We start from the raw sequence: 24,221 nt of genomic DNA on the forward strand, positions 1-24,221 counted from the left end.
AAGGCACCGCTGTCGGCATCACTATAACCGGCATCCGACAGCAGGTCGGCAATCGCGATCGTGCCGGTCCCGCTGTGCTCGGTTCCATCCGGCAGGTCGATGCCGTCGCCCGAAATCACCGGCGCGTCGTTCACCGCCGCCAGATTGATCGTCAACGTGTCGCTGTCGGTCAGCGTGCCGCCGGTGCCGGTATTGCCCTGATCGCTGATCGCGATCGACACGACCTTGTTGCCGCTGGCATTGGCGACGGGTGTGAAGGTGAGGTTGCCTGCGCTTGCCAGGAAGGTGTTGATTTCCAGGACGGAGCCGGTGAGCGTGACACCATTGGTGACGCTGGCGACCGTTACGCCGCCACCGCTGGCACCGCCCGCGATCGTGCCCTCGGTGCTGGTGATGGTCACCACCACGTCGGCCGACGAGGCGTCGGTGTCGGTGAACGTCACATGGGACGTGGTGATGTTGAAGACGGTGTCTTCCGTCCCCGACACTGTGGCCCCACCCGGCAGGCTGATCACCGGCGCGTCGTTCACCGGTGTGGTGGTCACGTTGAAGGTGTATTCAACCCCGTCGGTCAGACTGGGCGAGGACTGGCCGACGACGACCGTGAAGCTGCCATACAGCTCGCCGCCATTGTGGGTATAGGTGATCAGCCCGTTATTGATGTCCGCCTGGGTGAAGGTGCCGTTCTGGGCAATGGCCACGCCGTTGCGATAAAGCGTGCCGTTGATATCGGTGATGGTGCTGAGCGTATAGATGATCTGCGTGGCATCGCTCGTATCGTCCGCGAAGGTCAGCATGCCCGCGGTAATGGTGACGGTGCCACCTTCGGCGACCGTGGCGCCGATATTGATCGACTGAGAGGGCGGCGTGTCGATTTCAACCGTCATGTCATAGGCGGTGCTGGCCTGCGAATGCTCGTCGGTCACCACGAAACGGACCGTGCGATCGGCCCCGTCGACATCACCGACGGCGCTGCTATTGTCGTAGTGGATCGCGCGCACGAGATTGATATAGACCATCATCGACGCGGTGCCCGTAAGGGTCAGCACGCCGGTCGACGGATTGTACTCGACGACGGTGATATCGCCACCGGGATCCGCCGCCAGCTTGTCCGCAGCCGAAATCACCAGCGACTCGGCCGCGCCGTCAGGCCGGTTCACCAGTGTGATCGTGGCCGACGACATGTTCACGCTGTCATCGATGACAACGAATGACGATGAGATCCGCACGCCGCCACTGCCAGGCGTGAAAACCGTGCCAGAACCGGTCAGCGCCGGCGCATCATCATCCACGCTGGTCACGGCGATACCGCTGCCGATGAGCACGTCGGAGGTGGCGCCGTCGGCATCGGTCACGGTGGCGCGCAGGATGCGCGACCCGGCGGCGTCGGGCGTGTAGGCCGATCCGGTATTGCCCCAGGCCGGAGCATCCGCGGTCGACGAGTAGGTGATCGTGCGCAGTGCCGCCTGCATCTGCGCCGCCGTGCCGCTGCCGGTCAGCGTCAGGACCAGCGCACCGCTCTCCATCGCGACGCTGGCGGTGTAGGGTCCGGGTGCCGTGATCGCGAGCACATCGCCATCATGCGGATTGGAGATCCAGACCCGCGCCGAGGTGATCAGGTCGCCATCGTCATCGGCCACCGTGATGATCGGCAGGATGTTGACCGGCGCGTTGCCCTCGGTCCAGAACACGGTCTGCGGGCCGCCCAGGACCGGGGTGGTATCGTTCACCATCTCGACCGCGCCGATATCGATGGCACTGCCGGACACGCGCGTGCCGCCGCGCTGGTCGGTGGCGGGCGCGCCCGAAATCGACGGGTTGCCGGCATCGATCGCCGAGCTGCCGGAGCCCGGCAGCATGGTCGGCGTGGCGCCGCCATTGTCCTGCAACGTACCCAGAACCGGGTCGGTGGTCTTGTCGGTGCCCACCGGCGTCCCGTCGCTCAGGGCGACGCTGTTGCTGTAATAGATGTTGTAACCGCCATTGCTGAAGGAGCCGCCGGAGACATTGATGCCCCGGCCGGTGTTGTTGTCGAAAATCGAATGGGTGACCGCCAGGCTGCCGCCATAGCTGTCGATCGTGCCGTTGCCCTCCCCGATGATCGAGGTGTTGTTGCCCGCAAAGGTGCTGTGCGATACGGTCAGCGCGATGCTGTTTTCGATCGCCCCGCCATACTGGGCGGAATTGCCCGAGAAGGTGCTGTTGACGATCTCGGCGGTGGTGGCGGCGCCGGCCTCCATATTGATGGCGCCGCCCTGGCTGCTCGCGACATTGCCCGAGAAGGTCGAGCGGGTGATCGAGATATCGTAGACATGGCCGGATTTGAAGAAAACGGCGCCGCCATGTGACGCCGTCGTGTTCCCGGAAAAGTAGCTCGTGTCGATATTGACGGCCATGTTGCCGGCCGCGTCACCCACCAGCATGAGCGCGCCGCCACCCTCGGTGCCCGCCCCCGAGGTGCCTTCATTCTGGTCGAAGGTCGATCCGGAGACAGTGACCGTCCCCAGGCCGCTTCGGGCCCAGACGGCGCCACCCGCCAGCGCGGTGCTGTCGCTGAAGGTCGCGTCCGTGATGGTCAGCGAACCGGTACCCGTCACGCCATCGTCGAAATAGACCGCGCCGCCCCGGACACCCTGGTTGGACGAAAACGTCACGCGCTCAATGGTGAGCGAATTATTGGCGTTGGAGACGAACGAGATCGCGCCGCCATTGCCGCTGTTGTCGGCCGAGCTGTTGTTGCCGCCGCTCAGCGCCAGATCCTGGAAGGTGGCGGTGGCATTGCTCACCGCGAACAGCGCGTCATCGGTGATCGACGTACCGGTGACGCTGCGGATATCGCCGGTGGAGGATTTGACGATGACCGCGTCGGTGATGGTGTTGAAACCGGCGGTGGTGGAAATGTCGGCGGTGATGTCGATGGTGTCGGTGCCGCCGGCGGCATTGGCGTTGGTGATCGCCGTGTTCAACTGGCTGGTATTGGCGGCGGTGAACGTCGCCAGGATGCCGTCATAGCCGGCCTGGGCCTCGGCGGTCAGCGCGATGGTGGTCTCGATCGTGCCGGTGGCCACCTCAAGCTGCCAGTCGCCATGGCGGCCGCCATCATTGGCGGTGATGCCACCGGTGGCGTCATCGGAGGCGGCGACATCGGCGCCGGTCAACTCGGACAGCCGGCCCAGAAACACCGAGCCCTCGGGGCCGCCAGCGACATCGCAGCCATAGAGCAGGATATCGGCGCCCTCGGCCAGCCCGGCGCCGATCGCCGCCAGGTCGCCGGCATGATCCTCGATCGTGCGGTCCGACAAGGCGGTCGCGCCGATCCAGATCTCGCCGACATTGCCTTCGGAAATGATGTGGATGGCATCGACGGCGCCCGACTGCGCGGCCACCCAGTCGGCGATCTGCGCCAACCCGTCTTCGCCGGCATCCAGCACCACGATCTCGACATCGGCGGCAAGGCCCGCCGCCAGGGTCTGCCAACCGTCAACCCGGGTGTCGATGAACGCCACCTCGCGCCGGTCGGCGGCGGCGGCCGGCGCTCCGCCGATATCGCTGTCCTGATCATCGACAGGCGTGGTGTCGACCAGTGCCGCACGATCGTCATGGGACGTGTCATGCGCCGTGGCATCGGTATCGGGGCGCAGTGCGGCGGCGGCATCCTGTGCCGCCTGATCCTGAAGCGCCTCGGCCGCCGTGGCAACGCCGGCGGCATCGAACATCATCCGCGGTTCCAGCGCCTGCGCCAGCGATACCCGTCGACCGGGGCGCCGTGGCGCCAGCGTGTTGCGGCCAGCCTGATCACCCCGACGACGAAAGCGACGCATGATTACCGTCCCCCGAACCCATAACGGGCCAGCCGCATCGTCGATGAAGCCCGACCACTGTGTTGGCATCCCCTCAGCCACCACGTCGGACCAGGATCGGTCACATGCGATGGCAGGCGCTCCGCGCCTTTTGCAGGCGCAGGCGTCATTTCCCGGATTTTGGTTAAGCTAGCTGAACCATTTCGAGAGCGGAAGCCGCATCGCACGCGCCACCCGGCACAAGGCAGGGTTCAGCCCATTGATTCCGCATGTTTTTGAACGCTGCCAATGACTTGATCAACGTCAACGGCCGTTAACCCTGCGCGGGTGCGGCAGGCGAGACTCCTGTCGTGATCCGTGCCACAGTACACACGTGCGGCAACCGAGGGGCGAAACGGCGCGTATCTGCCATCCTGCAATTGCAACCTGTGCAGGCGCGGAGCCTGTTCCAGCCTGGCCGTTCTGACTTGAATCATCGGGAAACAGGATGTTCGAGAATTTTACCTACGAGACCTTCGCGCCCCATGTCGGCACCGAGTTTCACGTCCGGCTGCCGCAAGGCAATCTGCCACTCACCCTGGTCACGGCCCGCCCCGGCGTTCAGGCGATGCTGACCGGCATGCGCCGGATGGGGTTCAGCCTGCTGTTCCGGGGGCCGGCACAGTTTTACCTGCCGGCCAACAGCTATGACATCACCCATCCGCGGCTGGGGCTGCTGAAGATGATGTTCGTCTGCCCGGTGATCGCGCCGATCGACCCGGCGACCGGCCGGCCGGTTCAGGCCAACCACTATGAAGCGATTTTCAACTGACCGTCCCGTCCGGACCGCCGCAACCTGCGGGTCCGGACGGCCACGACTGCACGACGCCGCCATCAAGAAACCGGAACATGACGAGGACGGAGGCAGATCATGGATTCACCCTTTATCGCCAGCATCGTGCCCTGGGCACCGGATTTCGCGCCGCGTGGCTGGGCCTATTGCCGGGGCCAGCTTCTGGCGATCTCTCAGTATCAGACGGTCTTCGCGCTGATCGGCACCACCTATGGGGGCAATGGCACCACCACCTTCGCCCTGCCCAATCTGCAAAGCCGCACACCGGTGGGTACGGGACACGGCCCGGGCCTGCCCGTGGTATCGCTGGGTGAAGCGGCGGGCGCCGAAACCTCGACCATGACCACCGCCAACATGCCCGCCCATATCCACAGCGCCTTCCCGCAGATGACGGCCACTATCGGCCTGTCCAGCGCGCCGGCCACGGCGTCGGACCCGGTTGGCAAGACCCTGGCGACCGCATCGGTGCGCATCGGCTCCGGCCCCGGCGCCCAGACCTTCCCGGTGCTCAATTACGCCGCGGGCACGCCCGATGCCGTCCTGACCACCACCGTGGACGGCACGCTCGGCCTTGCCGATACCGGCGGTTCGCAGCCCTTCCCGATCATTCAGCCCTATCAGGCGCTGCATTTCATTTTCGCCCTGACCGGCATCTTCCCGCCGCGCAGTTGACGCGCCAGTCCCATTCCGTCTCAGAGAGAGGTTTGAAGAATGACCCCGTTCATCGGACTGGCCATGTACTGGGCGCCCGATTTCGCGCCACGCAACTGGGCCTATTGCGCCAACCAGCTGATCGCGATCAGCCAGAACACCGCCCTGTTCTCGCTGCTCGGCACCACCTATGGCGGTAATGGCACCGTGACCTTCGCGCTGCCCGACACGCGCAGCCGCTCGGTTCTGGGCGCCGGGCTCAATCCCGGCGGTTCGACCTATATGCTGGGAGAAATTGGCGGCACCCCCAACACCACCCTGCTGACGACCGATATGCCGGCCCATACCCATGCCACCACCGGCAACCTGACCATCGGCCTGCCGGCCACCGCCACCGCTGCCGCGACCGGCACCCCCGGCCCGGGGCTCGCCTTTGCCGGCGCCCAGAGCACATTCGAATCTGGCGGCGTTCAGGAGACATTTCCGGTCCTGGCCTATAACGACGCCACGCCCGACACCCAGTCGGCGCCGGGCCAGGTGGTGGGCACCGCCAATACCGGTGTCAGCGGCCAGAACAACCCGATATCGATCACCCAGCCCTATCTGGGGCTGAACATCATCATCGCGCTCTACGGCATCTTCCCGCCGCGCAGCTGATCACCGCCAGGATCACAGGACAGGAGAGAAACGGATGGATGGAGTCTATCTGGGCGCGATCTTCCTCTGGGCGCCCAATTTTGCCCCGCGCGGCTATTCGTTCTGCCATGGCCAGTTGATATCGATCTCGCAGAACGACGCGCTGTTCAGCCTGCTCGGCACCACCTATGGTGGCGACGGTCAGACCACCTTCGGCCTGCCCGACCTGAAGGGCCGGGTGCCGGTCGGCGTCGGCCAGGGGCCCGGCCTGTCGAATTACACCCTGGGCCAGACCTCCGGCACCGAGACCGTGACCCTGACCCGGAACAATCTGGCGTACCACAGCCACACCGTGACCACTGCCCTGCAGACCGCCGTGCCGGTGCTCACGGCCGCGGCGACCGATGCGGCGCCGACGAACGCCACCCACCTCGCCACCGGCAATTACGTCCAGACCAATGCGCCGGGAACGCCGACCCGGCCATCCGACATCTTCCTCGCCACCGGCACCGCGGAAGGCACGCTCAACGGCGGCCAGATCAACGGCTCGCTGCTCGTCGGCTCGTCGGGCATGAACCTCCCCACCAACATCATGCAGCCCTTCTCCACCCTGAACTACATCACCCCTCTCTACGGCATCTATCCGCCGCGCGGCGGGATGAGCTGACATCGGGCGACACCCACAGGAACCATCGGAACCAAGGGCGCGCGGAGATGATCCGCGTGCCCTTTGTCGTCCGGGACGCCACGGTCGCCGGCACCTGTGCGGCGGGCCCTCTGCGATCCCCCTGGCCGCCATCCGCGGACCGGCCTCCGCCGGCGGGCAGGTCTTGAATCGCAATCGTCCCGTAACACCCGTCGCCGCGGGGTTTTACTTAAAATTAACTGTGCACTGCGGTATGACGGGAACGTTGAGCGTACAAGACTATTTTCATGCACGTGTCGCGCACCGAACCAACCGGTCAGCCTGGTGTAATGGCCGTTTTTCGCGAAAATTTTATCGAAATACTGTTCACCTCTGGTTCCAAGACGTGGCGCGACCCGCACCTAACCATCCCATCATATCCGTCTCCCGCGAACATGTCTGACATCCTCTCCGCAACGCACAATTGCCAGAGGGTGAATCGGATGGGCTTACCCGGATCATTTTAAGAATGACGTATCATTATAATGTGATGCCATAGATCCAGCCAGGCGCCCCATTTCGCGTAAGGCCTGTGTTATGTTCCGGTTTTATTCCTATTATTGAGCATTTTGTTCAATTGAAAGTTGCAACATATAGTAATGTTCTCAGGACGTTCCAAAAACATATAAATGATATATCATGATTAATTTCTGCTGTAAAAGCATGCCAGGGCATGGCGGCAGGTCTGGAGCAGGCTGTGAGGGCGTTTTGACGCATGCTTTGCGATGCGTATCAACCAGGCCATGGGCGTGCGCGGCCGCACATCGGCCATGCCATGCGACGGCCGGATATCGCCGCCGGAGCGGCGGACACCCACCTCTGGCGCGAGAAACCCCCGCCACGCAATCGAAACGCGATGGACATCTCCGGGCAGTCACCATATAGTCGGAGACGCAAACCGGCTACGCGACAGCGTGGGGGTTTTGTATGGGATGGCGGGTATGACGCGATACCGGCTGGCCCCATCGCGCAGGTTTACCCGAACCTGTCCGGTGAAGATGCGACACCGAACTGAACGCGGCGAGACATTATCTCGCCGCGTTTTTTTCCGTCACGCCCGCTGATCTTCGCCGGACGCTCAGAAGCCGCTTTCGCGCACCAGCACCGCCGCGGCGCGCCGCCAGATGGCCACGGCGAAGCTTTCGGCCGGTGCCGCGATCCGCACCATGCCGCGCAGCATCTGCGGCTGCCCGGCCGCCGGCAGATCTGCCGTGGTGACGGGTTCCAGCCACACCCGATAGACCGCGTTGCGGGGCACCGGCCGGCGATCGGCATCGGGTTCCGATGCGATCGGGCCGCCATTCTGGCTGGCCAGAACCGGCTGGTCCAGGGTCTCGGCCGCGGTGGCCGACACCGCCCTCACCACCACCTCGATCGGGTCGCGCGCCGGATCGTCGGTCACGAAGCGCCCCCGGGCCCCCACCTCCAGTCTTGGCAGATCGGCGCCCTCGACATAGGCCTCGATCCGCGCGCCTTCGGCCGCAACGATCCGCCCCAGCACCCGGCCGGGTGACACCCACAGGCCCGGCGCCAGATCCGGCGGCGGATCGCGGAACACGCCATCGCGCGGCGCCCGCACCACCAGCCGGTCGCGCTCGGCCAGATAGCCGTCCAACTCGGCCAGCCGGGCCGCCAGCCGGCCTTCCAGCACCCCCACCTCGGCGGCGGCGGCGGCACTGGCCGCCTGGCGCTGCAACAGGCGCTGGGTGACATCCAGTTCCAGTTGCACCATCAGGATGCGCTGGTCCAGATCGGGGTTGTCCAGGCGCACCACCGGGTCACCGGCCGCGACCATCTGGCCCGGCCGTGCCAGCACCTCGGCGATGCGCGCCGGCGCCGGCGGGTGCAGTCGCTGACTGGATGCGGCTTCCAGCACCGCCGGCATGCCGACATCGCCCCGCCACGGCACCACCGCCAGCGCCACCAGCACCGCGGCCACGCCCAGGCTGCGCAGCATCGCCCGGTTCAGGCGCATCTCATCCCTCGCTTTCCACCATTCGCCGATCTCGCGCAGCGCCGGCATCACCAGGAACCAGGCCACCTCAACCGAGGCCAGCAGGATGCCCAGCACCTTGAAGAACAGGTGATAGACCAGCACCGCGATGCCCAGAAACAGGAAGAAACGCCAGATCCAGGCGCCATAGGCATAGATCAGCACCGCCCGCCGGGTGCGCGGCGGCAGCAGTTCGGGCGGCTCCCGGTTCAACCCGAACAGAGTTTCGCGCAGATGCCAGCGTCCCATGGCAAAGCCACGGGTCTGCAGGTTCCGCACCCCGATCAGGTCCGACAGGATGTAATAGCCATCGAACCGCATCAGCGGGTTCAGGTTGACCAGCAGGGTCATCAGCCACGACACCGCCGCCAGGAAGAATACCGCCGATCGCGCCGGGCCATCGGGCAGCATCGCCCACAGAATGGTCGCCAATGCGCCGATGGTCAGTTCCACCGCCATGCCGGCTGCGCCGATCACCAGCCGCTTGCGCCGGTCGGCCAGCCGCCACGCATCGCTGACATCGGTATACAGCACCGGCATCATCACCAGCAGCGCCACCCCCATGGAATGCACCCGGCAGCCGAAGCGCTTGGCGGCCAGCGCATGGCCCATCTCGTGCAGCGCCTTGGCGATCAGCATCGCGGCACCGAACCACACCGCGCCCTCGATGGTCAGAAAGCTGGTGAAGGTGTGAACGAAGCTGTCCCACTGTCGGCCGACCAGATAGAAGGCCAGCATCATCAGGGCGATCACGCCATACAGCGCCGGCCAGGAAAACATCATCCGGCCCAGCGGCGTCAGTCGGTCCAGCCACGCATCGGGGCGGACCAGCGGCACGCGCACGAACAGGTAATTGTGCAGCATCCATGAAAACATGCCGCGTTTGGCAGCCCGCTTCTGGGCGGCATAGCTGCCGGCCATGCCCGGCTCATCCCCCGCCACCAGATTGTTGGCGATCAGGAACCGGGCCAGTTCGTCGACGTCCCGCACCTCCAGCGGCAGGCGGGTGGCGGCGGTGGCGCGTTTCACCACCCGGTCGGGCATCCCCTCGCCCCAGGCGCCGAGCAGGGCCACTGCCTCCGGCGACAGATTGAAATAGCGCCCGCGCGCCGGATCGAGGATCGTCCAGCTGGGGCCGCCATCCAGATCGGTGGGGCCGGGCAGCAATTGCAGATCCTCGCGCAGCCGCGGCACCGGCTTGGGTTCACCGCCACCGGCCCCGCCAAGACTGATCTTCGGGGCCTGCGCCGCCCCTGCCCCCTGCATCACCGGACCGGCCATGGCTTAGTACCCGACCTTCTGGCGCAGGGCCGCCAATGGCCGGCGGAACAGATAGAAGGCCAGCGGCACATCGGCGCCATAGATCTTGGCGGTGCCGCGCAGGCCCACCCGCGGGATCGGGCTGCCATCGGCCAGCGCCGCCTTCAGGTCATAGGCCAGCACACCCGATGGCGTCTGTTCGGCCATATAGCTCTGCCGGCTCAACCGTCCTTCAACCGCCTCAAGCGGCCGCGCGTCCAGGAACAACTGCACGCGGGCATCGGGCTCCAGGCGGATCGCCTCGCCCACCGGCAGCTCGATGCGGATCTCGGCCTGATCGGGGTTGGCGATGGTCATGATCCGCTGGCCGGTCTGGACCGGCCGCCCGGTCCAGTCGTCGGCACGGGTGAACAGCACCAGCCCCGGCCGCTCGGCCGCCACCACCACCCGGTCCAGCCGCGACTGGGCGTAATCCAGCTCGGCCGCCTTCAGCCGGGCGCGAGCCTCCAGCAGCGCGATCTGCGCGCCGGCATCGCGGTCGTTGAACGCGCCCTGGCGCGCCCGGCGCAACTCCGCCTCGGCGATTTCCAGCGTGCGGCGCGCCACCGCCACTTCGGCCCGCAGATTGGTGTCGTCCAGCCGCAGCAGCACATCGCCGGCCTCGACCCGCTGGTTGGGCTCCACGATGATGTCGGCGATCACCCCGTCCAGCGGCGAGGCCACCGTGGCCGGGTCGCGTGCCGACACTTCCGCCGGCGCCAGAACCGTCTGCGGCACCGGAATGAAGCCGGCGGCAACCGCCGCCGCCAGCAGCGCCAGCACGAACCAGCGCGGTCGCGGCAGCCGCCGTCGGCCGGCGCCACGCCCGGCCAATGCCAGCCAGGCATGGGCATAGGCATCGGTCAACTGGCCGGCCAGCACCTGATCGGCCGGGCCGAAGGCCTGATCGCGCGCCAGCCACAGCCAGCCGCGCACATGGCCCTGGCGGTCTGCCAGCGGGCACAGCAGGGCCGTGGGGGCCGCAAAATCGGGCCAGGCCCGCGCCAGATCATCCGGCAGGTCGGCCGGGCCGATCACCTGCGGCTTCAGACGGTCATCGGCGGGGTTGCCGGCGGCAGCGGGTGCCCCCGGTGCCGCCGCGGCGGCTGTCATCGGCGCGGTGGGCGTCAGCCGCTGACCGGCGCGATGGCGGTCGCGATGCGCGGCGCCCAGATGTGCCAGCACCCGTTCGATCCAGGTGACGTAAGGGGCGGTGCGCTCCACCCCCGGCACGTCCGACAGGGCCACCGGCCGGGGGCGGTTCCAGCCCTCGGCCAGCACCGCCTGACGATAGGGTAGCAGCCGCCTTGTGTCGTTGACGATCACATAGCGCAGAGCCTGAATGTCGGGCGCCCGACGGGCGGAGCGTTCAAGCGCCAGCATGATCGAGAACAGGATCGCCGACCGCCCGCGCGCCGCGGCATCACCGCTACCGGCGCTGCCGGTATTGGCACCACCGCCGCCACCGGCCCCGCCGGCGGCAGCCAGTGCCGTAGCGATCCGTGGCGGCAGCTTGCCGGCGGCCATGGCGCCGGCCACGGTCGACGCGGCGGCGGCAGGCCCTGCGGCCGACCCTGCGGCCGACCCTGTGGCGGGGGCCGCGGCCGGGCCGCCGGCTGGCGTCGGCCGCACCGGTTCCACGCTCATTGCGCGCTGCCTTCAACTGGCCGCGGCTTGGGCTGCGGCACCGGTTCACCGACAACCGCCGGGTCGGCGGACCGGTTGGCAGGGTCGCGCAGGGCAGCCGGGAAGCGGGCGGTGCCGCTCATGCCCGCCAGCAGGTCGCGGCCGCCCTCCTCGATCGATGCCAGCACCGCCACGGTCTGCGACACCTGATCGACCCGGGCGCCAACCGCCGTCACCGTCGCCTGAACGGTGCCGCCGGTCTCGTCGACGTCGAAACTGAAGCGCTGGCCCGGCTGCAACCAGGCCAGCCAGTTGGATGGCACGATCAGCCGCAGCCGCGGTGCCCCGTCGGAGACGATCGCCAGCAGGTCGTCGCCGGCGGCGACGCCTTCAGCCGGCTGCGCCAGTCGCGCCACCACCCGACCGGCATAAGGAGCGCTGATCCGGCACCGCTCCACCGTCGCCGAATGCAGGCGGATCGCGGCCGACGCCTCGGCCAGCCGTGCCTCGGCCAGTTGGACCTCCAGCTGGCCGATCGATTGCAGCCGCGCCAGACTGCGGGCATTGTCCAGTTCGGCCTTGGCGCCGGCCGATTGCGCGCGGGCCTGGGCCAGTTGGGCTTCATACAGCGTGCAGTCGAACCGCACCAGAAGCGCGCCCTTGGCGAAGGACGCGCCCTCGGTGACCGAGATATCGGTGATGCGGCCGGCAATCTCGGCCGAAATCACCGCTTCGGCCGCCGGTTCCAGAACGCCGCGGGCGGTATCCGGGCTGGCCCCAGCCTGGTTGGCTCCAGCCTGGTTGGCTCCGGCCTGGTTGGCGTCGTCGCGCCGGCCAGCGGTGCCCGCCACGGCACCGTCCTGCCCCTGTGCCGACAGGATCGGGGGCAACGCCGCCTGCGCCAGCACCGGGACCGGCGACATCAGGGCACCAAGACAGCCGGCCATCATACCGGTCATCGTCAGCCGTCGCATCCACACGCCGCCGGCCGGCCGCTCTCCGCCTCTGTTCTTCACGTCCCGCACCCGTCGTCCCCCGTCAGCCCGTTCCGCGCAAGGTTAACGCGTTTTCCATACGTGCACGTTGAAATTCATGAGCCATGCTCACCGCGCCGGCACCTGCTTGCGACCCGCCATATGGGTCAGATAGGCCACCACCTGATCGATCTCGGCATCGGTCAGATCCTCGGGCGAAAACCCCAGCATCTGCGCAGCCCCCCAGCTGCGCACCGATTTCGGGTCGCGGATCAGCATCTTCAGCGCCGGGGCTTGCAGGTATTCGGTGGGGTTCATCGGCAGGTTCAGGTCGGGGCCGACCGCCGCCGGCCCGGCACCATTGATGGTGTGGCAGGCAGCGCACTGCACGGCGAACTGTTGTTCCCCGGCCCGCGCCGGATCGTCGGCCGGCAGTGCGGCATCGACCCGCATCGCCGGGAAGCGCTCCAGCAGCGGCACCGTGGCCGTGAACCGCGCCACCTGATAGGGCCACTGCTCGGCGCTGACGCCCCCCGCCTGCGGGTTCAGCCACACCATATAGAACGGGCCGGCATCGGCATCCTTGCCCGGCAGGTTCGGCCAGGGCGCATCGCCCGGCTCGATGGCCAGGAAGGCGCGGGCACGGTCGGGGCGCGACTCCAGCAGCAGCGCCGCCGGCAGTTGGGCCACGAAACCGTCCAGCGCCGCCACCTCCAGATGATCATCGGGCTTCAGGCCCATATCGGTCATCAGCGCCGCCATCGGCACCGCCTGATAGCGCATCGCCCGGCCATAGGCGACGTCGTCGGGGATATCGACCGTGGTCAGGTCGCCGCGCGCAAGCAGGGCCGTCCGGTCCAGCGTCGCCGCCTGACCGTGGACCGCAAAGGCCACCGCCGGCATCTCGGCGGCGGCAGCCGGCCGGGCCGCCGCCGCCATCATCACCGGTGTCGTCGCAAGCAGGGCGGCCAGCAGGGCCGCGGCACCGGTCCTCATCATGGTACCGGTCCTCATCATAGTGCAGGCCCTCATCATAGTGCAGGCCCGCATCGTCTTCGTCTTCGTCATCTCGACCACGCCTCACAACCCGCTCCGGCCATCAGTGATCAGCGACCGGTTAACCAGAGGATGCCCGATGTTCCCGCCCGTTGCGCGGCCTTTCCCGCCGCGGCGTAAACATCGGTCGACGCTGGCCGGTCATCGGCGCCGTGCGGCTTTATTCGATGGCATGGCGTCGAATGGCTATACCTTCAGGCTCTTCCTCGGCAAGCTGACGATCGTCCTCCTCCGCGGGGCGGCAGCCCCGGAGCCGCTCGCGATGCCTCCCGCCCGATCGGTTCCCTCTGATGATCCCTCCCCCCACCGTCATACCGCCGCCACCATCGCCGGGCATGGCAAACCCCGCCTTCGACCGGCTGAAGGGCATCGGTCTGATGATCATGGCGGTCGGCATGTTCGTCGCCATGGACAGTATCGCCAAGATTCTGGCCGACACCCAGCCGATCCCGCAGCTGGTCTGGGCGCGCTATGGCTTTCATCTGTTGTGGATGCTGCCGCTGATCCCGGTCTTCGGGCTGCGCCGGATGGTCACCACCCGGGTGCCGGTGCGCCAGCTGGCGCGTTCCGCCCTGCTGATCACCTCGACCGCCTTCGCCTATATGGCCGTGCACCGGCTGCCGCTGACCCAGGTCTATGCGGTCAATTTCACCGCACCGCTGATGGTGACGATCATGTCCGGCCCGCTTCTGGGCGAGGCGATCGGCCGGCGCCGCTGGTTCGCGGTGCTGCTGGGGTTGAGCGGCGCGCTGATCGCGGTCAGGCCCGATCCGACCAATCTGGACCCCGGCATCGTCTTCGCCTTCACCATGGCGCTCAGCTTCGCGGTCTATCAGATTCTCACCCGCCAGATCGCGCCCTATGACGGTCCGCTGGTCGGGCTGTTCTATTCGGCGCTGTTCGGTTTCGCCCTGTCATCGCTGGTGGTGCCGTTCTACTGGGTGCCGGTCGACGCGCGGACCTGGGTGATGATGGCCATGCTGGGCCTGTTCGGGGCGCTGGGCCATCTGGCGCTGATCACGGCCCTGAGGCTCGCCCCCGCCTCGCTGATCTCCCCCTTCACCTACACCCAGTTGCTGTGGGCGACCGCGGTCGGCTTCATCATCTTCGGCCATCTGCCCGACCAGTTGACCCTGATCGGCGCCGCGATCGTCGTGGCGGCGGGGCTGTATCTCGCCTTCGGGGAACGGCTGCGCCTCCGCCGGCGTTGACACCGGACAGCACGCCCCGCCCCGTCCACAGGAGATGATCCCGTGACCGTCCTCGACACCCCGCTTGCCACCCGGATTATCGAACAGATCGACCGTAACCAGGAAACCGCGGTCGACTTTCTGTCCGCTCTGGTCAGGACACCGTCCGACAATCCGCCCGGCGACTGCGCGGCGATCGCCGAAGTCACGGCGGGTTGGCTTGAGACATTGGGCTTCGTCGTCGAGCGCCATCCGGTACCTGAAGACCGGTTGCCGTCATCCAACATGATCGCGGCCACGAACCTGATCGTGCGCCAGCAGTTCGGCCCCGGCCCCACCATCGCCCTGAACGCCCATGGCGATGTGGTGCCGCCGGGCGATGGCTGGTCGTCCGATCCCTATGCGGCCGAGATCCGGGATGGCTGGATGTATGGCCGCGGCGCCGCGGTCTCGAAATCGGATATCGCCACCTATGCCATGGCCTTGCGCGCGCTGAAGGAAACCGCCGCCAAGCTTGGCGGCACAGTGGAGCTGCACATCACCTGGGACGAAGAGACCGGCGGCATGGCGGGGCCCGGATGGATTCTGGAAGACGGCCTCAGCACGCCGGATCTCGCGATCTGCCCCGGGTTTTCCTATGCCGTCACCACCGCCCATAACGGCTGCCTGCACCTGGACGTGACGGTGACCGGCCGTGCCGCCCATGCCGCACAGCCCGATAGCGGCCACGACGCCATTCACGGGGCGGTGCAGATCATGCAGGCGCTCTATGCCTATCGCGAAACCCTGGCCCATCGCGCCCCCCTGGCCCATCGCGAAACCATGGCCGGGCGGACATCGCCTCTGGCCGGTATCGGGCATCCGACACTGGTGGTGGGCACGGTCTCGGGCGGCACCAACACCAATGTCGTCGCCGGCCATGCCCGCTTCTGCATCGACCGCCGGATCACGCCCGAGGAAGACACAGCCCGGGTCGAGTCCGAATTGACGGCGGTGATCGACGCGGCAACCGCCGGGCTTAAGGGCATCTCGGTGGACTGCCGGCGTATCCTGCTGGCCCGGCCGCTGACGCCCACGGCCAAAGCGGCGGATCTGGCGGCGGTGATCCGCGCCGTCGCCAGCCGGATCATGGGCGAGGACATCGGCGAGACCGCGGCACCGATCTATACCGATAGCAGGCATTACGCCGAAGCCGGCGTGCCGGTGGTGATGTATGGCGCGGGCCCACGCAGCATTCTGGAGGCCAACGGCCATCGCGCCGACGAGCGTGTGGCGCTGGACGATCTGAACAAGGCGACAAAAGTCATCGCGCTGGCCCTGGTCGACCTGCTTCCCTCCAGAACCTGACGCTCAGCCACGGCCGGCGGGTGCCGGCCGTGGCAGCAGCGCCGCCGCCAGCCCCGCCGCGGCCAGCACCGGCAGCAGCCAGGCATCGCCCGTGTCCATGGCACGTGCCGTGGCGCCGCTGAACAGGCACCAGAGAACCGGCACCGGCAACAGGATCAGCCGCCAGACCCCGGCGGTGCCGGCCAGCAGGCCCAGGGTGAAGACCGCCGTCGGATCGGGTGTGACGCCCACGGTTTCAATGGCGCCCCAGGGCCGGCCGGCCAGCGGCCCCGCCAGAGGCATCACCACCAGCGCCGCCGCCATCAGGCCGAGGCCGATGATCCGCGCCGCCGGCGGCGCATGGCCGGCCGGTCGCGGCGCGATGGCCGCGACCGCCAGCAGCAGCACACCCTGAACCATGAAGCCGACGGCTGGCCATGTCGCAGCCCAGTTGATGACGGCGTAGCGCTGATACAGAAAATCGGCGCCGATCCACAGCCAGCCGATCGCCGGCAGCGCATGAACCATACCGATGGCGATCCGGCTGTCCGCCCGCCGCAGCACCAGCCACAGCACCACGAGCGCGCCCAGCGCGCCCACGATCTGCGCCGGCCATACCGCCTGATTATAGCGGACGAACAGCCGCTGATAGGTCTCGGGCGCGAATAGCAGAAAATCGGTCAGGGAATAGCTGAACCAGTCGGCCATCATCCTCGGCCCTCAGATCGCCTCGACATCGGCAATCATCCGCCGGCGCAAGGCGGCATCGGGCAGTGGCCCGCGTGCCGCATCCAGGTTCTCGCGCACATGGTCGACCCGGGTGGTGGCCGGAATCGCGCAGGTGATGTCGGGATGCGAGAGGATGAATTTCAACAGCGCCTTCGCCCAGCTTCCGGCGCCGATCTCGGCCGCCCAGCCCGGCAGCGGCTCGCGCGCCAGCCGGCGGGTCAGTGCCCCCTGGCGGAACGGCCGGTTCACGATCACCGCCTGGCCCCGCTCGCGGGCCAGCGGCAGGATGCGGTCTTCGACCGCACGATCCAGAATGTTGTAGGTGATCTGAATGGTGTCGAGCGGCTGGCTGGCCATGACCTGTTCAAACGTGTCGTGCCGCCGGCCCTCGGATGTTGTGATCCCGACATGGGTCAGCCGTCCGGCGGCCTTCATCGCGAACAGGGTTTCCAGATGCGCCTCCCAGCCGCGCAGATTATGCACCTGCATCAGATCGAACTGCGGCACACCCCACAGCGCGCGCGATTGCGCGATCTGGTCCGGCCCGTCATCGCCCGATGAAATCCACACCTTGTCGGCGGCATAGACCGCTTGCGGCCGGCCCAGCGCGTCGAGCCCCCGCCCCACCACCATCTGTGCCGAACCATACATCGGCGAGCTGTCGATCATCCGGCCGCCAGCCTCGAAAAATGCCTTCATCACCGCCGTGCAGCCGGCGATCGCCTCAGGATCGTTGCCGACATTGAAGGTGATCCAGGTGCCCAGCCCCACCGCCGGCATCATCAGGCCGGTGCTGTGGATCGGGCGCATCAGCGCTGTGCCGGCCGCAGCCGCGCGGCGCCCGCGTCCGCCGGTCATGGCCGCGACCACACCGGCCGCGGCCGACAGGGCCAGCAGGCGCCGGCGGCTGATCAGGGCAGGAGGCGGCGGGCGGTGGGGCGGCGGGCGGTGGGGCGGCGGGCGGTGGGGCGGCGGACGGTAGGGAGGCGGGCGGTCCGTCATCGCAAGGGAAGCTCCCTGTGGTTCGCGGATCGACGGCGATGATAGCGATGTGTGCCCGCACCGCGCCGAGACAAGCCCGAACTGTCGGGAGGCGGCGCCGATCTGGGGCTATTGCGGCGGCGTGCCGTCCCCGTCGGATCTGCCATCCTCATCAGATCTGTCGTCCCGATCGGATCTGGCGTCCGGCTGGCGCGGCACCGGCAGATGCCAGCCATAGCGGATCGCCATCACCCGCAGGCCGAAACACAAGGCGGCGCCGGCCAGCATCGATGGCCCGGCGGGCAGGCCGGCCAGATCGCCCGCCACCACCACCCCGGCGCCGGCGAGGGCCGCCACCGCATACAGATCGGCCCGCAGCACGGCCGGAATCTGTGCCACCAGCACATCGCGCGCGATGCCGCCGCCAATGCCCGACAGCATGCCGAGCAGCGCCGCCATGGCCGGTTCCAGACCCGCGACCAGCGCCTTCTGCGCGCCGGATACCGCAAACAGCGCCAGCCCGGCGGCGTCACTGATCTGCACCGGATTGCGGAAACGTTCGATCATCTGATGGCGATAGAACACCAGCAGCCCGGCCAGGCAGGCCACGGCCACATAGCGCGGCTGGCTGATCGCCGCCGGCGGCACCGCGCCGATCAGCAGATCGCGCAGGATGCCGCCGGCACTGGCGGCGGCGAACGACAGCACCAGCACCCCGAACAGATCCAGCCCGCGCCGCACCGCCACCAGCGCGCCCGACAGCGCGAACACGAAACTGCCGATCAGATCCAGCGCCAGCAACAATCCGGCGGCCGTGAACGGTGTCGCGGCGAAACCCTCGCTCACCTCAAGCCACTCACCCGCGCCCGCCCGGCCCCGCATCGCGGCCGGCCGCGCGCAGCAGAAGCCTGTAGGGCCAGCTCAGCGCATTGATGACACTGTCTTCCCCGCCCTTCTCGGCCAGGGCGCGGCGGGTATTCTCGGCCGACCACATGATCACGCTGCCGCCCGCGATCACCAGAAGCAAGCTGATCATATCAAGCTGCATGTGCACCCCCTGCGCCGTCAGCGGCGGCAATCCTCATATCGACGATATAGGCCAGCAGAACGACCATGACAATCAGACCGCCCCCCAGACGCCACACCGGCACGGTGACGCCGCCACTTGAGACCGCCAGCACGCTGAAGAAGATCCACAGCAAGGTCGTGAACAGAACCAAGGCGGCAAAGGATACCATGATATCCCGCCGTGGCCGTTGCCGATGTCGCATGAAATTGATGAATGACGCGAACGAGACGGAAATTCCGGCAAGAGACAGATGGCCAAGCCAGTTCTGGTCCAGAAATGGAAGGCTGTTGGGCGTACTTATAAGTCGCAACTCAACAAGAAATGCAATCAATGCGTGCCCGAACACCGGAATCAACCCGAACAGCAGCCCGATCAGGAAGATCGCCCGCTGATCCTTTTTGGCATCCTCCACGGTCGACATCGTGATTTCCGGTCCGCTTGTCGCTTTCAAGATCCCGGATGGTGGCCTAGCCTATCCGATAACTCAATCGATAACGACAATATAGCGCATGTTTCGCCCCCCGCTCACCCCCTGATCCCCACCGCCTGAAATCCGCCATCGGCGGCAATGACCTGCCCTGTCACATAGGATGCGGCATCGCCGGCCAGGAAGCGGACCAGAAGGGCGATTTCTTCCGGGGTGCCATAGCGGTTGAGGGCGACCCGTTCCTCCCACACCGCCCGGACCTCGGGGCGGTGAACCGCGCGGGTCAAGGGCGTGTCGATCGGACCTGGGGCGACGCAATTGACCCGGATGCCGTGCGGCCCCAGTTCCAGGGCCATCACCTGGGTCAGCAGATGCACCCCGCCCTTGGATGCGCCATAGGCGGCACGGCCGCGATTGCCGCGCAGGCCCGAGACCGAGCCCAGATTGATGATCGAACCGCCCATGCCGGCGGCGATCAGGCCGCGCGCCACCGCCTGCCCCATCATCATCGTGCCGCGCAGATTGACCCCGATGATCCGGTCGAGCAATGCCGGGTCGGTGTCGAGGAACGGCGTGTCGGCAGCGATACCGGCGCTGTTGACCAGCACCCGCACCAGCCCGTGATCACGCGCCACATCGGCCATCGCCGCCGATACCGCGGCCGGGTCGGATACGTCGAGCGCCACGGCGGCGGCCTTGTGGCCGATGGCGGTGATGGCGCCGGCCACCGCCTGCGCCTGGGCGCCGTCACGATCGGCGATCACCACCATGGCCCCGGCCATGGCCAGCATTTCGGCGACGGCCCGGCCGATGCCGCTGGCGGCACCGGTGACGACCGCCACCCGGCCATCCTCAAGCCCGTGTTCGGTCGTCATCATGGCGGCCTCCCTGGTTCATGACTGGCGCAGATAACCGGCTCAGCCGGCCCGCGACGACAACCCGCCATCGACCGGCAGACAATGGCCGGTGATGTAGCGCGACTCATCCGATGCCAGGAAGACCGCGGCCTTCGCGATATCCCAGGCATCGCCCATATGGCCCATCGGGCAGGCGGCATGGCGTTTGGCGATCATGTCGTCGGCATCGGCATACTGGCCGACGATCTGGGTGCGGATCAACGGCGTGTCCATCATGCCTGGCATGATCGCGTTGCAGCGGATGCCCTGCTTCGCATATTCCAACGCGATCGCCACCGTCATCTGGTTGACCGCCGCCTTGGCGGCGTAATAGGCCAGATAGGGATAGCCGGTATAGCGGATCGCCGCCAGCGACGAGACATTGACGATGGTGCCGCCGCCGGATTTCAGCATCTCGGGGATCGCGTGCTTGCAGCACAGGAACACCGAGGTGGCGTTCACGTCCATCGCCCGGTGCCAGCGGGCCTCGTCGAGTTCGACCGGACCGCCCATCTCGGTGATGCCGACATTGTTGTGCAGCACGTCGAGCGAGCCGAAGGTGGCGACGGTCTGGGCCACCGCCGCCGCGACCTCGGCGCTGGCGGTGACATCGGCCTTCACCGCCAGGGCCTCGAAGCCTTCGTCGCGGATGATGGCGGCGGTTTCCTCGGCAGCCTCGGCGACCCGGTCGACACACACCACTCGCGCGCCCTCACGGGCGAACAGCACCGCCGTCGCTTTGCCATTGCCCCAGCCGGGGCCGCTGGACCCGGCCCCGAAAACCAGGGCCGTCTTGTTGTCGAGACGCGTCGTCATGGGGAGACCTCACAGAATTGGGGCCAGGGCCGCATCACGTCAGGTGCCTGCGGCCGGGGCCGGATCAGTTGAGCAGGCCGGGCAGCAGCATCGACGCCTGCGGCACCAGGGTGACGATCAGCAGCACCACCAGGGCCGCGCCCAGGAAGGGCAGAATGGCGACCGAGCCGCGTTCCAGCGGCGCGCGGGCGATCATGCAGGCGATGTTCAGGCACAAGCCCACCGGCGGGGTGATCAGCCCGATGCACAGGTTCAGCACCACGACCACGCCGAAATGCACCGGATCGATGCCCAGCGCCAGCGCGATCGGATAGAGCACCGGCACCAGCATCACCAGCGCCGCGTTCGCCTCAAGGAACATGCCGACGATCAGCAGCATCACATTGACCACGATCAGAAACAGGATCGGCTCCGACACATTGGCCAGCACGAAGGCCGACACCGCCTGCGGCACGCCGGTATAGGCGAGCAGCCACGAGAACAGCTTGGCGGCGCCGACCACGATCATGATCACCGCCGTGGAACGGCCGGCCGAAACCAGCGCCGCATAGATCCGCTTCAGGTCGAGTTCGCGATGCACCACCCCGCCCACGAACAGCGCATAGAGCACCGCCACGCCGGAACATTCGGTGATGTTGAACACGCCCATCCGGATGCCGGTCAGGATGAACACCGGCATCAGCAGGGCGAAAGATGCATGAGCCAGGGCCCTGCGAACCGCGCCCTTCGGTCGCGGACCGGTGCGCACCATCGGCGCATCCTTCAGCGCCAGCCGCCGCGCGATCCACAGCATGGCGACGGTATAGAGCAGGCCCGGGATCACGCCGGCCAGGAACAGATTGGTGATCGACTGGTTGGTCAGCACCCCCATCACGATGAACGGGATCGAGGGCGGGATCACCGGCGCCACGACATTGGCGGCGGCGATCAGCGATGCCGCGAAAGCCGGCCGATGGCCCACCTTGATCATCGCCGGTATCATGATCCGGCCCAGCGCCGAGGTATCGGCCACAGCCGAACCCGAAATGCCGGCGAACAGGGTCGACGCGAACACGCCGCTCATCGCGAGCCCACCCGGGCGATGGCCCAGGATCGCGTCGGCCAGTTCCAGCAGCCGCCGGGTCATACCGCCCGCGGTCATCAGCGAGCCGGCGAGCAGAAAGAACGGGATCGCCAGCAGCGTGAAGCCGTCGATACCGCCGAACACCGATTGCGGCACGACCATCAGGTTGATGCCGCCAACCCAGACCAGCACGCCGACCACGCCGCCGATCACCGCGAAGCCGATCGGCACCGCGATCGCCATCAATCCAAGAACCGCGATCAGCAGAATTTCGACCAGGGTCATCGAACGCCCTTCCCGGTGGACTGAGACTTCGCGGCAGGTTTGGGCGGCGTCGCGGTCGCATCCTGATGGCGCATGGCGACAGGCACGAAGCCGTCGCCTTCATCCGGCACCGGCGCATCCGGATCGGGCAGCGCCCAATCGGCACCCGGCCGCGACAGCCGGGCGATGATCACCATCAGCAGGATCAGCACGCCGCCGACCGGCATGGCCGCATAGGGCACCGACATCGGCACCTCGAAGGCGGGACTGTCCTGAAAACCGTTCAATTCGGCGAAGTTATAGCCATGGACGATCAGCACCAGGGCGATCGCCAGCATCACCAGATCGCGCACCACCCGGATAGCCGCCGCCGGGCCGCGGCCCAGGCGTTCGACCAGCGCCGTCACCGATACGTGGCCACCACCCCGCAGCACCGCCGCCGATCCGACCATCGCGACCCAGGGCATCAGAAAGCGGGCGAGTTCCTCGCTCCAATTGGGGGCGGCATCGAGGACATAGCGGGCAAAGACCTGCCAGACGATGGCGCCGGTCATCACCAGGATCATCAGGGCGAGCACTGCATCGAGGCCACGCTCGATCCAGCCCCCGATACGCGCGGCCCCGGTGGCGATACCACCAGGGCCGGCGTCGCGCCGGTCGGTCATGGGCTTACTTGACCGCGCGGATCTTCTCAATCCACGGCTTCAGGTCCGGGAACTGATCCGGCATATCGGCAAGCTTGGCGGCGAAGGCATCGCGGTCGACCGCCACGAAGGTCATGCCCTTCTCCTGAAGCCGCTTCTTGATCTCGGCCTCCATGCCGGCCATGCGGGTGCTGGCCTCGTTCATGGTCCGGCGCCCTTCCTCGACCAGGATGGTGCGCACGTCCTCAGGCAGGCGCTTCATCCGCGCGTCATAGAAGATGAAGGTCATGGCACCCATGACATGGGCGGTTTCCATGACATGGCTCTGCACCTCGTCGTAGCGCATGCTCTCAATGATTTCGAGCGGGTTCTCCTGGCCGTCGACGACCTTCTGCTGCATCGAGGTGAACAGCTCGGCCACGCCCATCGGCACGGCGCTGGCACCAAGCATGGTCCAGGTCATGCTGTACATCTTCAGCGGCGGCACCCTGAGCTTCAGCCCCTTCAGATCGGCGAGCGTCGGCACCGCGCGATTGGCGGTCAGGTGGCGCGCGCCGCGATAGCCGGCGCCAACGATGCGGAAGCGGGTCTGGGCGGCGATCGCGTCGGCAAGCTCCGCGCCGATCGGGCCGTCATAGACCTTGTTGAAATGGTCGAGGTCGCGGATCAGATAGGGAAACGCCTCGACACCGGCCACGATGCCATAGCGGTCGAGCGTGCCGATCGACTGCAGCACGATGTCGTTGGTGCCGATCGCCAGACCCTCGATCGACTGCGGCCAGTCGCCGGTCGAGCCCGAATCGGCGATCTCGATCTTCACCTTGCCGCCGGAGCGTTCCTCCACCGCCTTCTTGTAGGCGACGGCGGTGTCGTACCAGATGTTTCCGGGGGTATAGACATGCGCCATCTTGAGGACGATGTCCTCGGCGCGGGACGGGCCCGCGGTGGCAACCGCAAGGCCGACGATGGTGGCAACGGTCGCAAGACTGCGGCCGATCATGGTCCTGAGCATCCGGGCGTTCCTCCCTGCCTCGGCTGCCGGGGCCGCGCGACCCGCTTTTTGTCGGTCGTCATCAGCCACGGCATGGATCAGAGACCCTAACAGTCATAGCCGCCTGCGCCGAGGCCCTGGTCCGTCAATTGGACCGGCATCGGCAATAAATCCGCATGATGGCCGCCAGCCGCCAATCCCGGACCATAAGGTGGACCAGAATCCGGCGCGGTGAAACGTCCGGTGGATCGGGGCGCCGACGATACGCGCAGG

The 24,221-nt window shown here is 67.2% G+C and carries 21 protein-coding genes; 6 read left to right on the forward strand and 15 right to left on the reverse strand.

What is annotated here, in order from left to right; translation table 11 throughout:
* Nucleotides 1-3,821 (reverse strand): DUF4347 domain-containing protein (locus tag IEW15_RS14920; protein ID WP_188579312.1); only part of this gene is annotated, 3,821 nt, incomplete at its 3' end.
* A 466-nt stretch (nucleotides 3,822-4,287) separates the two neighbouring features.
* On the opposite strand from IEW15_RS14920, the gene IEW15_RS14925 reads away from it, so the two are divergent.
* From IEW15_RS14925 to IEW15_RS14940, 4 genes are all read left to right on the forward strand, one after another.
* On the forward strand, nucleotides 4,288-4,611 hold the full coding sequence (locus tag IEW15_RS14925) for a DUF6916 family protein (protein WP_188579314.1): 324 nt from the start codon (nucleotides 4,288-4,290) through the stop codon (nucleotides 4,609-4,611).
* 99 nt (nucleotides 4,612-4,710) lie between these two features.
* A complete protein-coding gene (locus IEW15_RS14930; protein WP_188579316.1) occupies nucleotides 4,711-5,304 on the forward strand; it encodes a phage tail protein in 594 nt (197 codons plus the stop codon).
* A gap of 39 nt (nucleotides 5,305-5,343) precedes the next feature.
* The gene (locus IEW15_RS14935; RefSeq protein ID WP_188579319.1) at nucleotides 5,344-5,940 is read left to right on the forward strand and encodes a phage tail protein; all 597 of its coding nucleotides are present in this window, start codon (nucleotides 5,344-5,346) and stop codon (nucleotides 5,938-5,940) included.
* A gap of 34 nt (nucleotides 5,941-5,974) precedes the next feature.
* On the forward strand, nucleotides 5,975-6,586 hold the full coding sequence (locus tag IEW15_RS14940) for a phage tail protein (RefSeq protein WP_188579321.1): 612 nt from the start codon (nucleotides 5,975-5,977) through the stop codon (nucleotides 6,584-6,586).
* 1,096 nt (nucleotides 6,587-7,682) lie between these two features.
* On the opposite strand, the gene IEW15_RS14945 is transcribed toward IEW15_RS14940, so the two are convergent.
* The 4 genes from IEW15_RS14945 to IEW15_RS14960 all read right to left on the reverse strand — a co-directional run bounded on the left by IEW15_RS14945 (nucleotide 7,683) and on the right by IEW15_RS14960 (nucleotide 13,495).
* Complete coding sequence (locus IEW15_RS14945; RefSeq protein WP_188579322.1) at nucleotides 7,683-9,878, reverse strand: HlyD family efflux transporter periplasmic adaptor subunit; 2,196 nt, start codon at nucleotides 9,876-9,878, stop codon at nucleotides 7,683-7,685.
* Nucleotides 9,879-9,881: 3 nt separating this feature from the next.
* Entirely contained in the window at nucleotides 9,882-11,543 is a 1,662-nt protein-coding gene (locus tag IEW15_RS14950; RefSeq protein WP_229708131.1) for an efflux RND transporter periplasmic adaptor subunit, read from the reverse strand.
* Nucleotides 11,540-12,481 (reverse strand): efflux RND transporter periplasmic adaptor subunit, encoded by a 942-nt coding sequence (locus IEW15_RS14955; protein WP_229708132.1) that lies wholly within the window; start codon nucleotides 12,479-12,481, stop codon nucleotides 11,540-11,542. The genes IEW15_RS14950 and IEW15_RS14955 overlap by 4 nt, the downstream gene beginning before the upstream one ends.
* 144 nt (nucleotides 12,482-12,625) lie before the next feature.
* On the reverse strand, nucleotides 12,626-13,495 hold the full coding sequence (locus IEW15_RS14960) for a c-type cytochrome (protein ID WP_188579324.1): 870 nt from the start codon (nucleotides 13,493-13,495) through the stop codon (nucleotides 12,626-12,628).
* Between the two features lie 347 nt (nucleotides 13,496-13,842).
* Here IEW15_RS14960 and IEW15_RS14965 point away from each other — a divergent pair, with 347 nt between their 5' ends.
* A complete protein-coding gene (locus tag IEW15_RS14965; RefSeq protein WP_188579326.1) occupies nucleotides 13,843-14,763 on the forward strand; it encodes a DMT family transporter in 921 nt (306 codons plus the stop codon).
* Nucleotides 14,764-14,805: 42 nt separating this feature from the next.
* A complete protein-coding gene (locus IEW15_RS14970) occupies nucleotides 14,806-16,089 on the forward strand; it encodes a M20/M25/M40 family metallo-hydrolase (protein WP_188579328.1) in 1,284 nt (427 codons plus the stop codon).
* 3 nt (nucleotides 16,090-16,092) lie between these two features.
* Here IEW15_RS14970 and IEW15_RS14975 read toward each other — a convergent pair whose 3' ends face one another.
* The 10 genes from IEW15_RS14975 to IEW15_RS15020 form a co-directional block, all read right to left on the reverse strand.
* Complete coding sequence (locus tag IEW15_RS14975; RefSeq protein WP_229708133.1) at nucleotides 16,093-16,779, reverse strand: DUF6064 family protein; 687 nt, start codon at nucleotides 16,777-16,779, stop codon at nucleotides 16,093-16,095.
* A gap of 9 nt (nucleotides 16,780-16,788) precedes the next feature.
* A complete protein-coding gene (locus IEW15_RS14980; protein WP_188579330.1) occupies nucleotides 16,789-17,655 on the reverse strand; it encodes an aldo/keto reductase in 867 nt (288 codons plus the stop codon).
* A 252-nt stretch (nucleotides 17,656-17,907) separates the two neighbouring features.
* Entirely contained in the window at nucleotides 17,908-18,624 is a 717-nt protein-coding gene (locus IEW15_RS14985; protein ID WP_229708134.1) for a trimeric intracellular cation channel family protein, read from the reverse strand.
* Nucleotides 18,625-18,634: 10 nt separating this feature from the next.
* Entirely contained in the window at nucleotides 18,635-18,826 is a 192-nt protein-coding gene (locus IEW15_RS14990) for a hypothetical protein (protein ID WP_188579334.1), read from the reverse strand.
* The gene (locus IEW15_RS14995) at nucleotides 18,816-19,268 is read right to left on the reverse strand and encodes a hypothetical protein (RefSeq protein ID WP_188579336.1); all 453 of its coding nucleotides are present in this window, start codon (nucleotides 19,266-19,268) and stop codon (nucleotides 18,816-18,818) included. The genes IEW15_RS14990 and IEW15_RS14995 overlap by 11 nt, the downstream gene beginning before the upstream one ends.
* 104 nt (nucleotides 19,269-19,372) lie before the next feature.
* Nucleotides 19,373-20,152: an SDR family NAD(P)-dependent oxidoreductase gene (locus IEW15_RS15000; RefSeq protein ID WP_229708135.1), complete on the reverse strand. Its 780-nt coding sequence runs from the start codon at nucleotides 20,150-20,152 to the stop codon at nucleotides 19,373-19,375.
* A gap of 39 nt (nucleotides 20,153-20,191) precedes the next feature.
* A complete protein-coding gene (locus IEW15_RS15005; RefSeq protein ID WP_188579339.1) occupies nucleotides 20,192-20,986 on the reverse strand; it encodes an SDR family NAD(P)-dependent oxidoreductase in 795 nt (264 codons plus the stop codon).
* Between the two features lie 64 nt (nucleotides 20,987-21,050).
* A complete protein-coding gene (locus tag IEW15_RS15010; protein ID WP_188579341.1) occupies nucleotides 21,051-22,334 on the reverse strand; it encodes a TRAP transporter large permease in 1,284 nt (427 codons plus the stop codon).
* The gene (locus IEW15_RS15015; protein WP_188579343.1) at nucleotides 22,331-22,978 is read right to left on the reverse strand and encodes a TRAP transporter small permease; all 648 of its coding nucleotides are present in this window, start codon (nucleotides 22,976-22,978) and stop codon (nucleotides 22,331-22,333) included. The genes IEW15_RS15010 and IEW15_RS15015 overlap by 4 nt, the downstream gene beginning before the upstream one ends.
* Before the next feature lie 4 nt (nucleotides 22,979-22,982).
* The gene (locus IEW15_RS15020) at nucleotides 22,983-23,969 is read right to left on the reverse strand and encodes a TRAP transporter substrate-binding protein (protein ID WP_188579345.1); all 987 of its coding nucleotides are present in this window, start codon (nucleotides 23,967-23,969) and stop codon (nucleotides 22,983-22,985) included.
* Nucleotides 23,970-24,221: the final 252 nt, after the last annotated feature.

The sequence above is a fragment of the Tistrella bauzanensis genome, from assembly GCF_014636235.1.
In the GTDB taxonomy this organism is placed as follows: Bacteria; Pseudomonadota; Alphaproteobacteria; order Tistrellales; family Tistrellaceae; genus Tistrella; species Tistrella bauzanensis.

Excerpts from the sequence above, each read along its gene's own strand:
- IEW15_RS14925 (WP_188579314.1), top strand. The coding sequence starts at position 4,288 with ATGTTCGAGAATTTTACCTACGAGACCTTCGCGCCCCATGTCGGCACC.
- IEW15_RS14930 (WP_188579316.1), top strand. The coding sequence starts at position 4,711 with ATGGATTCACCCTTTATCGCCAGCATCGTGCCCTGGGCACCGGATTTC.
- IEW15_RS14935 (WP_188579319.1), top strand. The coding sequence starts at position 5,344 with ATGACCCCGTTCATCGGACTGGCCATGTACTGGGCGCCCGATTTCGCG.
- IEW15_RS14940 (WP_188579321.1), top strand. The coding sequence starts at position 5,975 with ATGGATGGAGTCTATCTGGGCGCGATCTTCCTCTGGGCGCCCAATTTT.
- IEW15_RS14945 (WP_188579322.1), bottom strand. The coding sequence starts at position 9,878 with ATGGCCGGTCCGGTGATGCAGGGGGCAGGGGCGGCGCAGGCCCCGAAG.
- IEW15_RS14950 (WP_229708131.1), bottom strand. The coding sequence starts at position 11,543 with ATGAGCGTGGAACCGGTGCGGCCGACGCCAGCCGGCGGCCCGGCCGCG.
- IEW15_RS14955 (WP_229708132.1), bottom strand. The coding sequence starts at position 12,481 with ATGACCGGTATGATGGCCGGCTGTCTTGGTGCCCTGATGTCGCCGGTC.
- IEW15_RS14960 (WP_188579324.1), bottom strand. The coding sequence starts at position 13,495 with ATGATGAGGACCGGTGCCGCGGCCCTGCTGGCCGCCCTGCTTGCGACG.
- IEW15_RS14965 (WP_188579326.1), top strand. The coding sequence starts at position 13,843 with ATGATCCCTCCCCCCACCGTCATACCGCCGCCACCATCGCCGGGCATG.
- IEW15_RS14975 (WP_229708133.1), bottom strand. The coding sequence starts at position 16,779 with ATGATGGCCGACTGGTTCAGCTATTCCCTGACCGATTTTCTGCTATTC.
- IEW15_RS14980 (WP_188579330.1), bottom strand. The coding sequence starts at position 17,655 with ATGACCGGCGGACGCGGGCGCCGCGCGGCTGCGGCCGGCACAGCGCTG.
- IEW15_RS14990 (WP_188579334.1), bottom strand. The coding sequence starts at position 18,826 with ATGCAGCTTGATATGATCAGCTTGCTTCTGGTGATCGCGGGCGGCAGC.
- IEW15_RS14995 (WP_188579336.1), bottom strand. The coding sequence starts at position 19,268 with ATGTCGACCGTGGAGGATGCCAAAAAGGATCAGCGGGCGATCTTCCTG.
- IEW15_RS15000 (WP_229708135.1), bottom strand. The coding sequence starts at position 20,152 with ATGATGACGACCGAACACGGGCTTGAGGATGGCCGGGTGGCGGTCGTC.
- IEW15_RS15005 (WP_188579339.1), bottom strand. The coding sequence starts at position 20,986 with ATGACGACGCGTCTCGACAACAAGACGGCCCTGGTTTTCGGGGCCGGG.
- IEW15_RS15010 (WP_188579341.1), bottom strand. The coding sequence starts at position 22,334 with ATGACCCTGGTCGAAATTCTGCTGATCGCGGTTCTTGGATTGATGGCG.
- IEW15_RS15015 (WP_188579343.1), bottom strand. The coding sequence starts at position 22,978 with ATGACCGACCGGCGCGACGCCGGCCCTGGTGGTATCGCCACCGGGGCC.
- IEW15_RS15020 (WP_188579345.1), bottom strand. The coding sequence starts at position 23,969 with ATGCTCAGGACCATGATCGGCCGCAGTCTTGCGACCGTTGCCACCATC.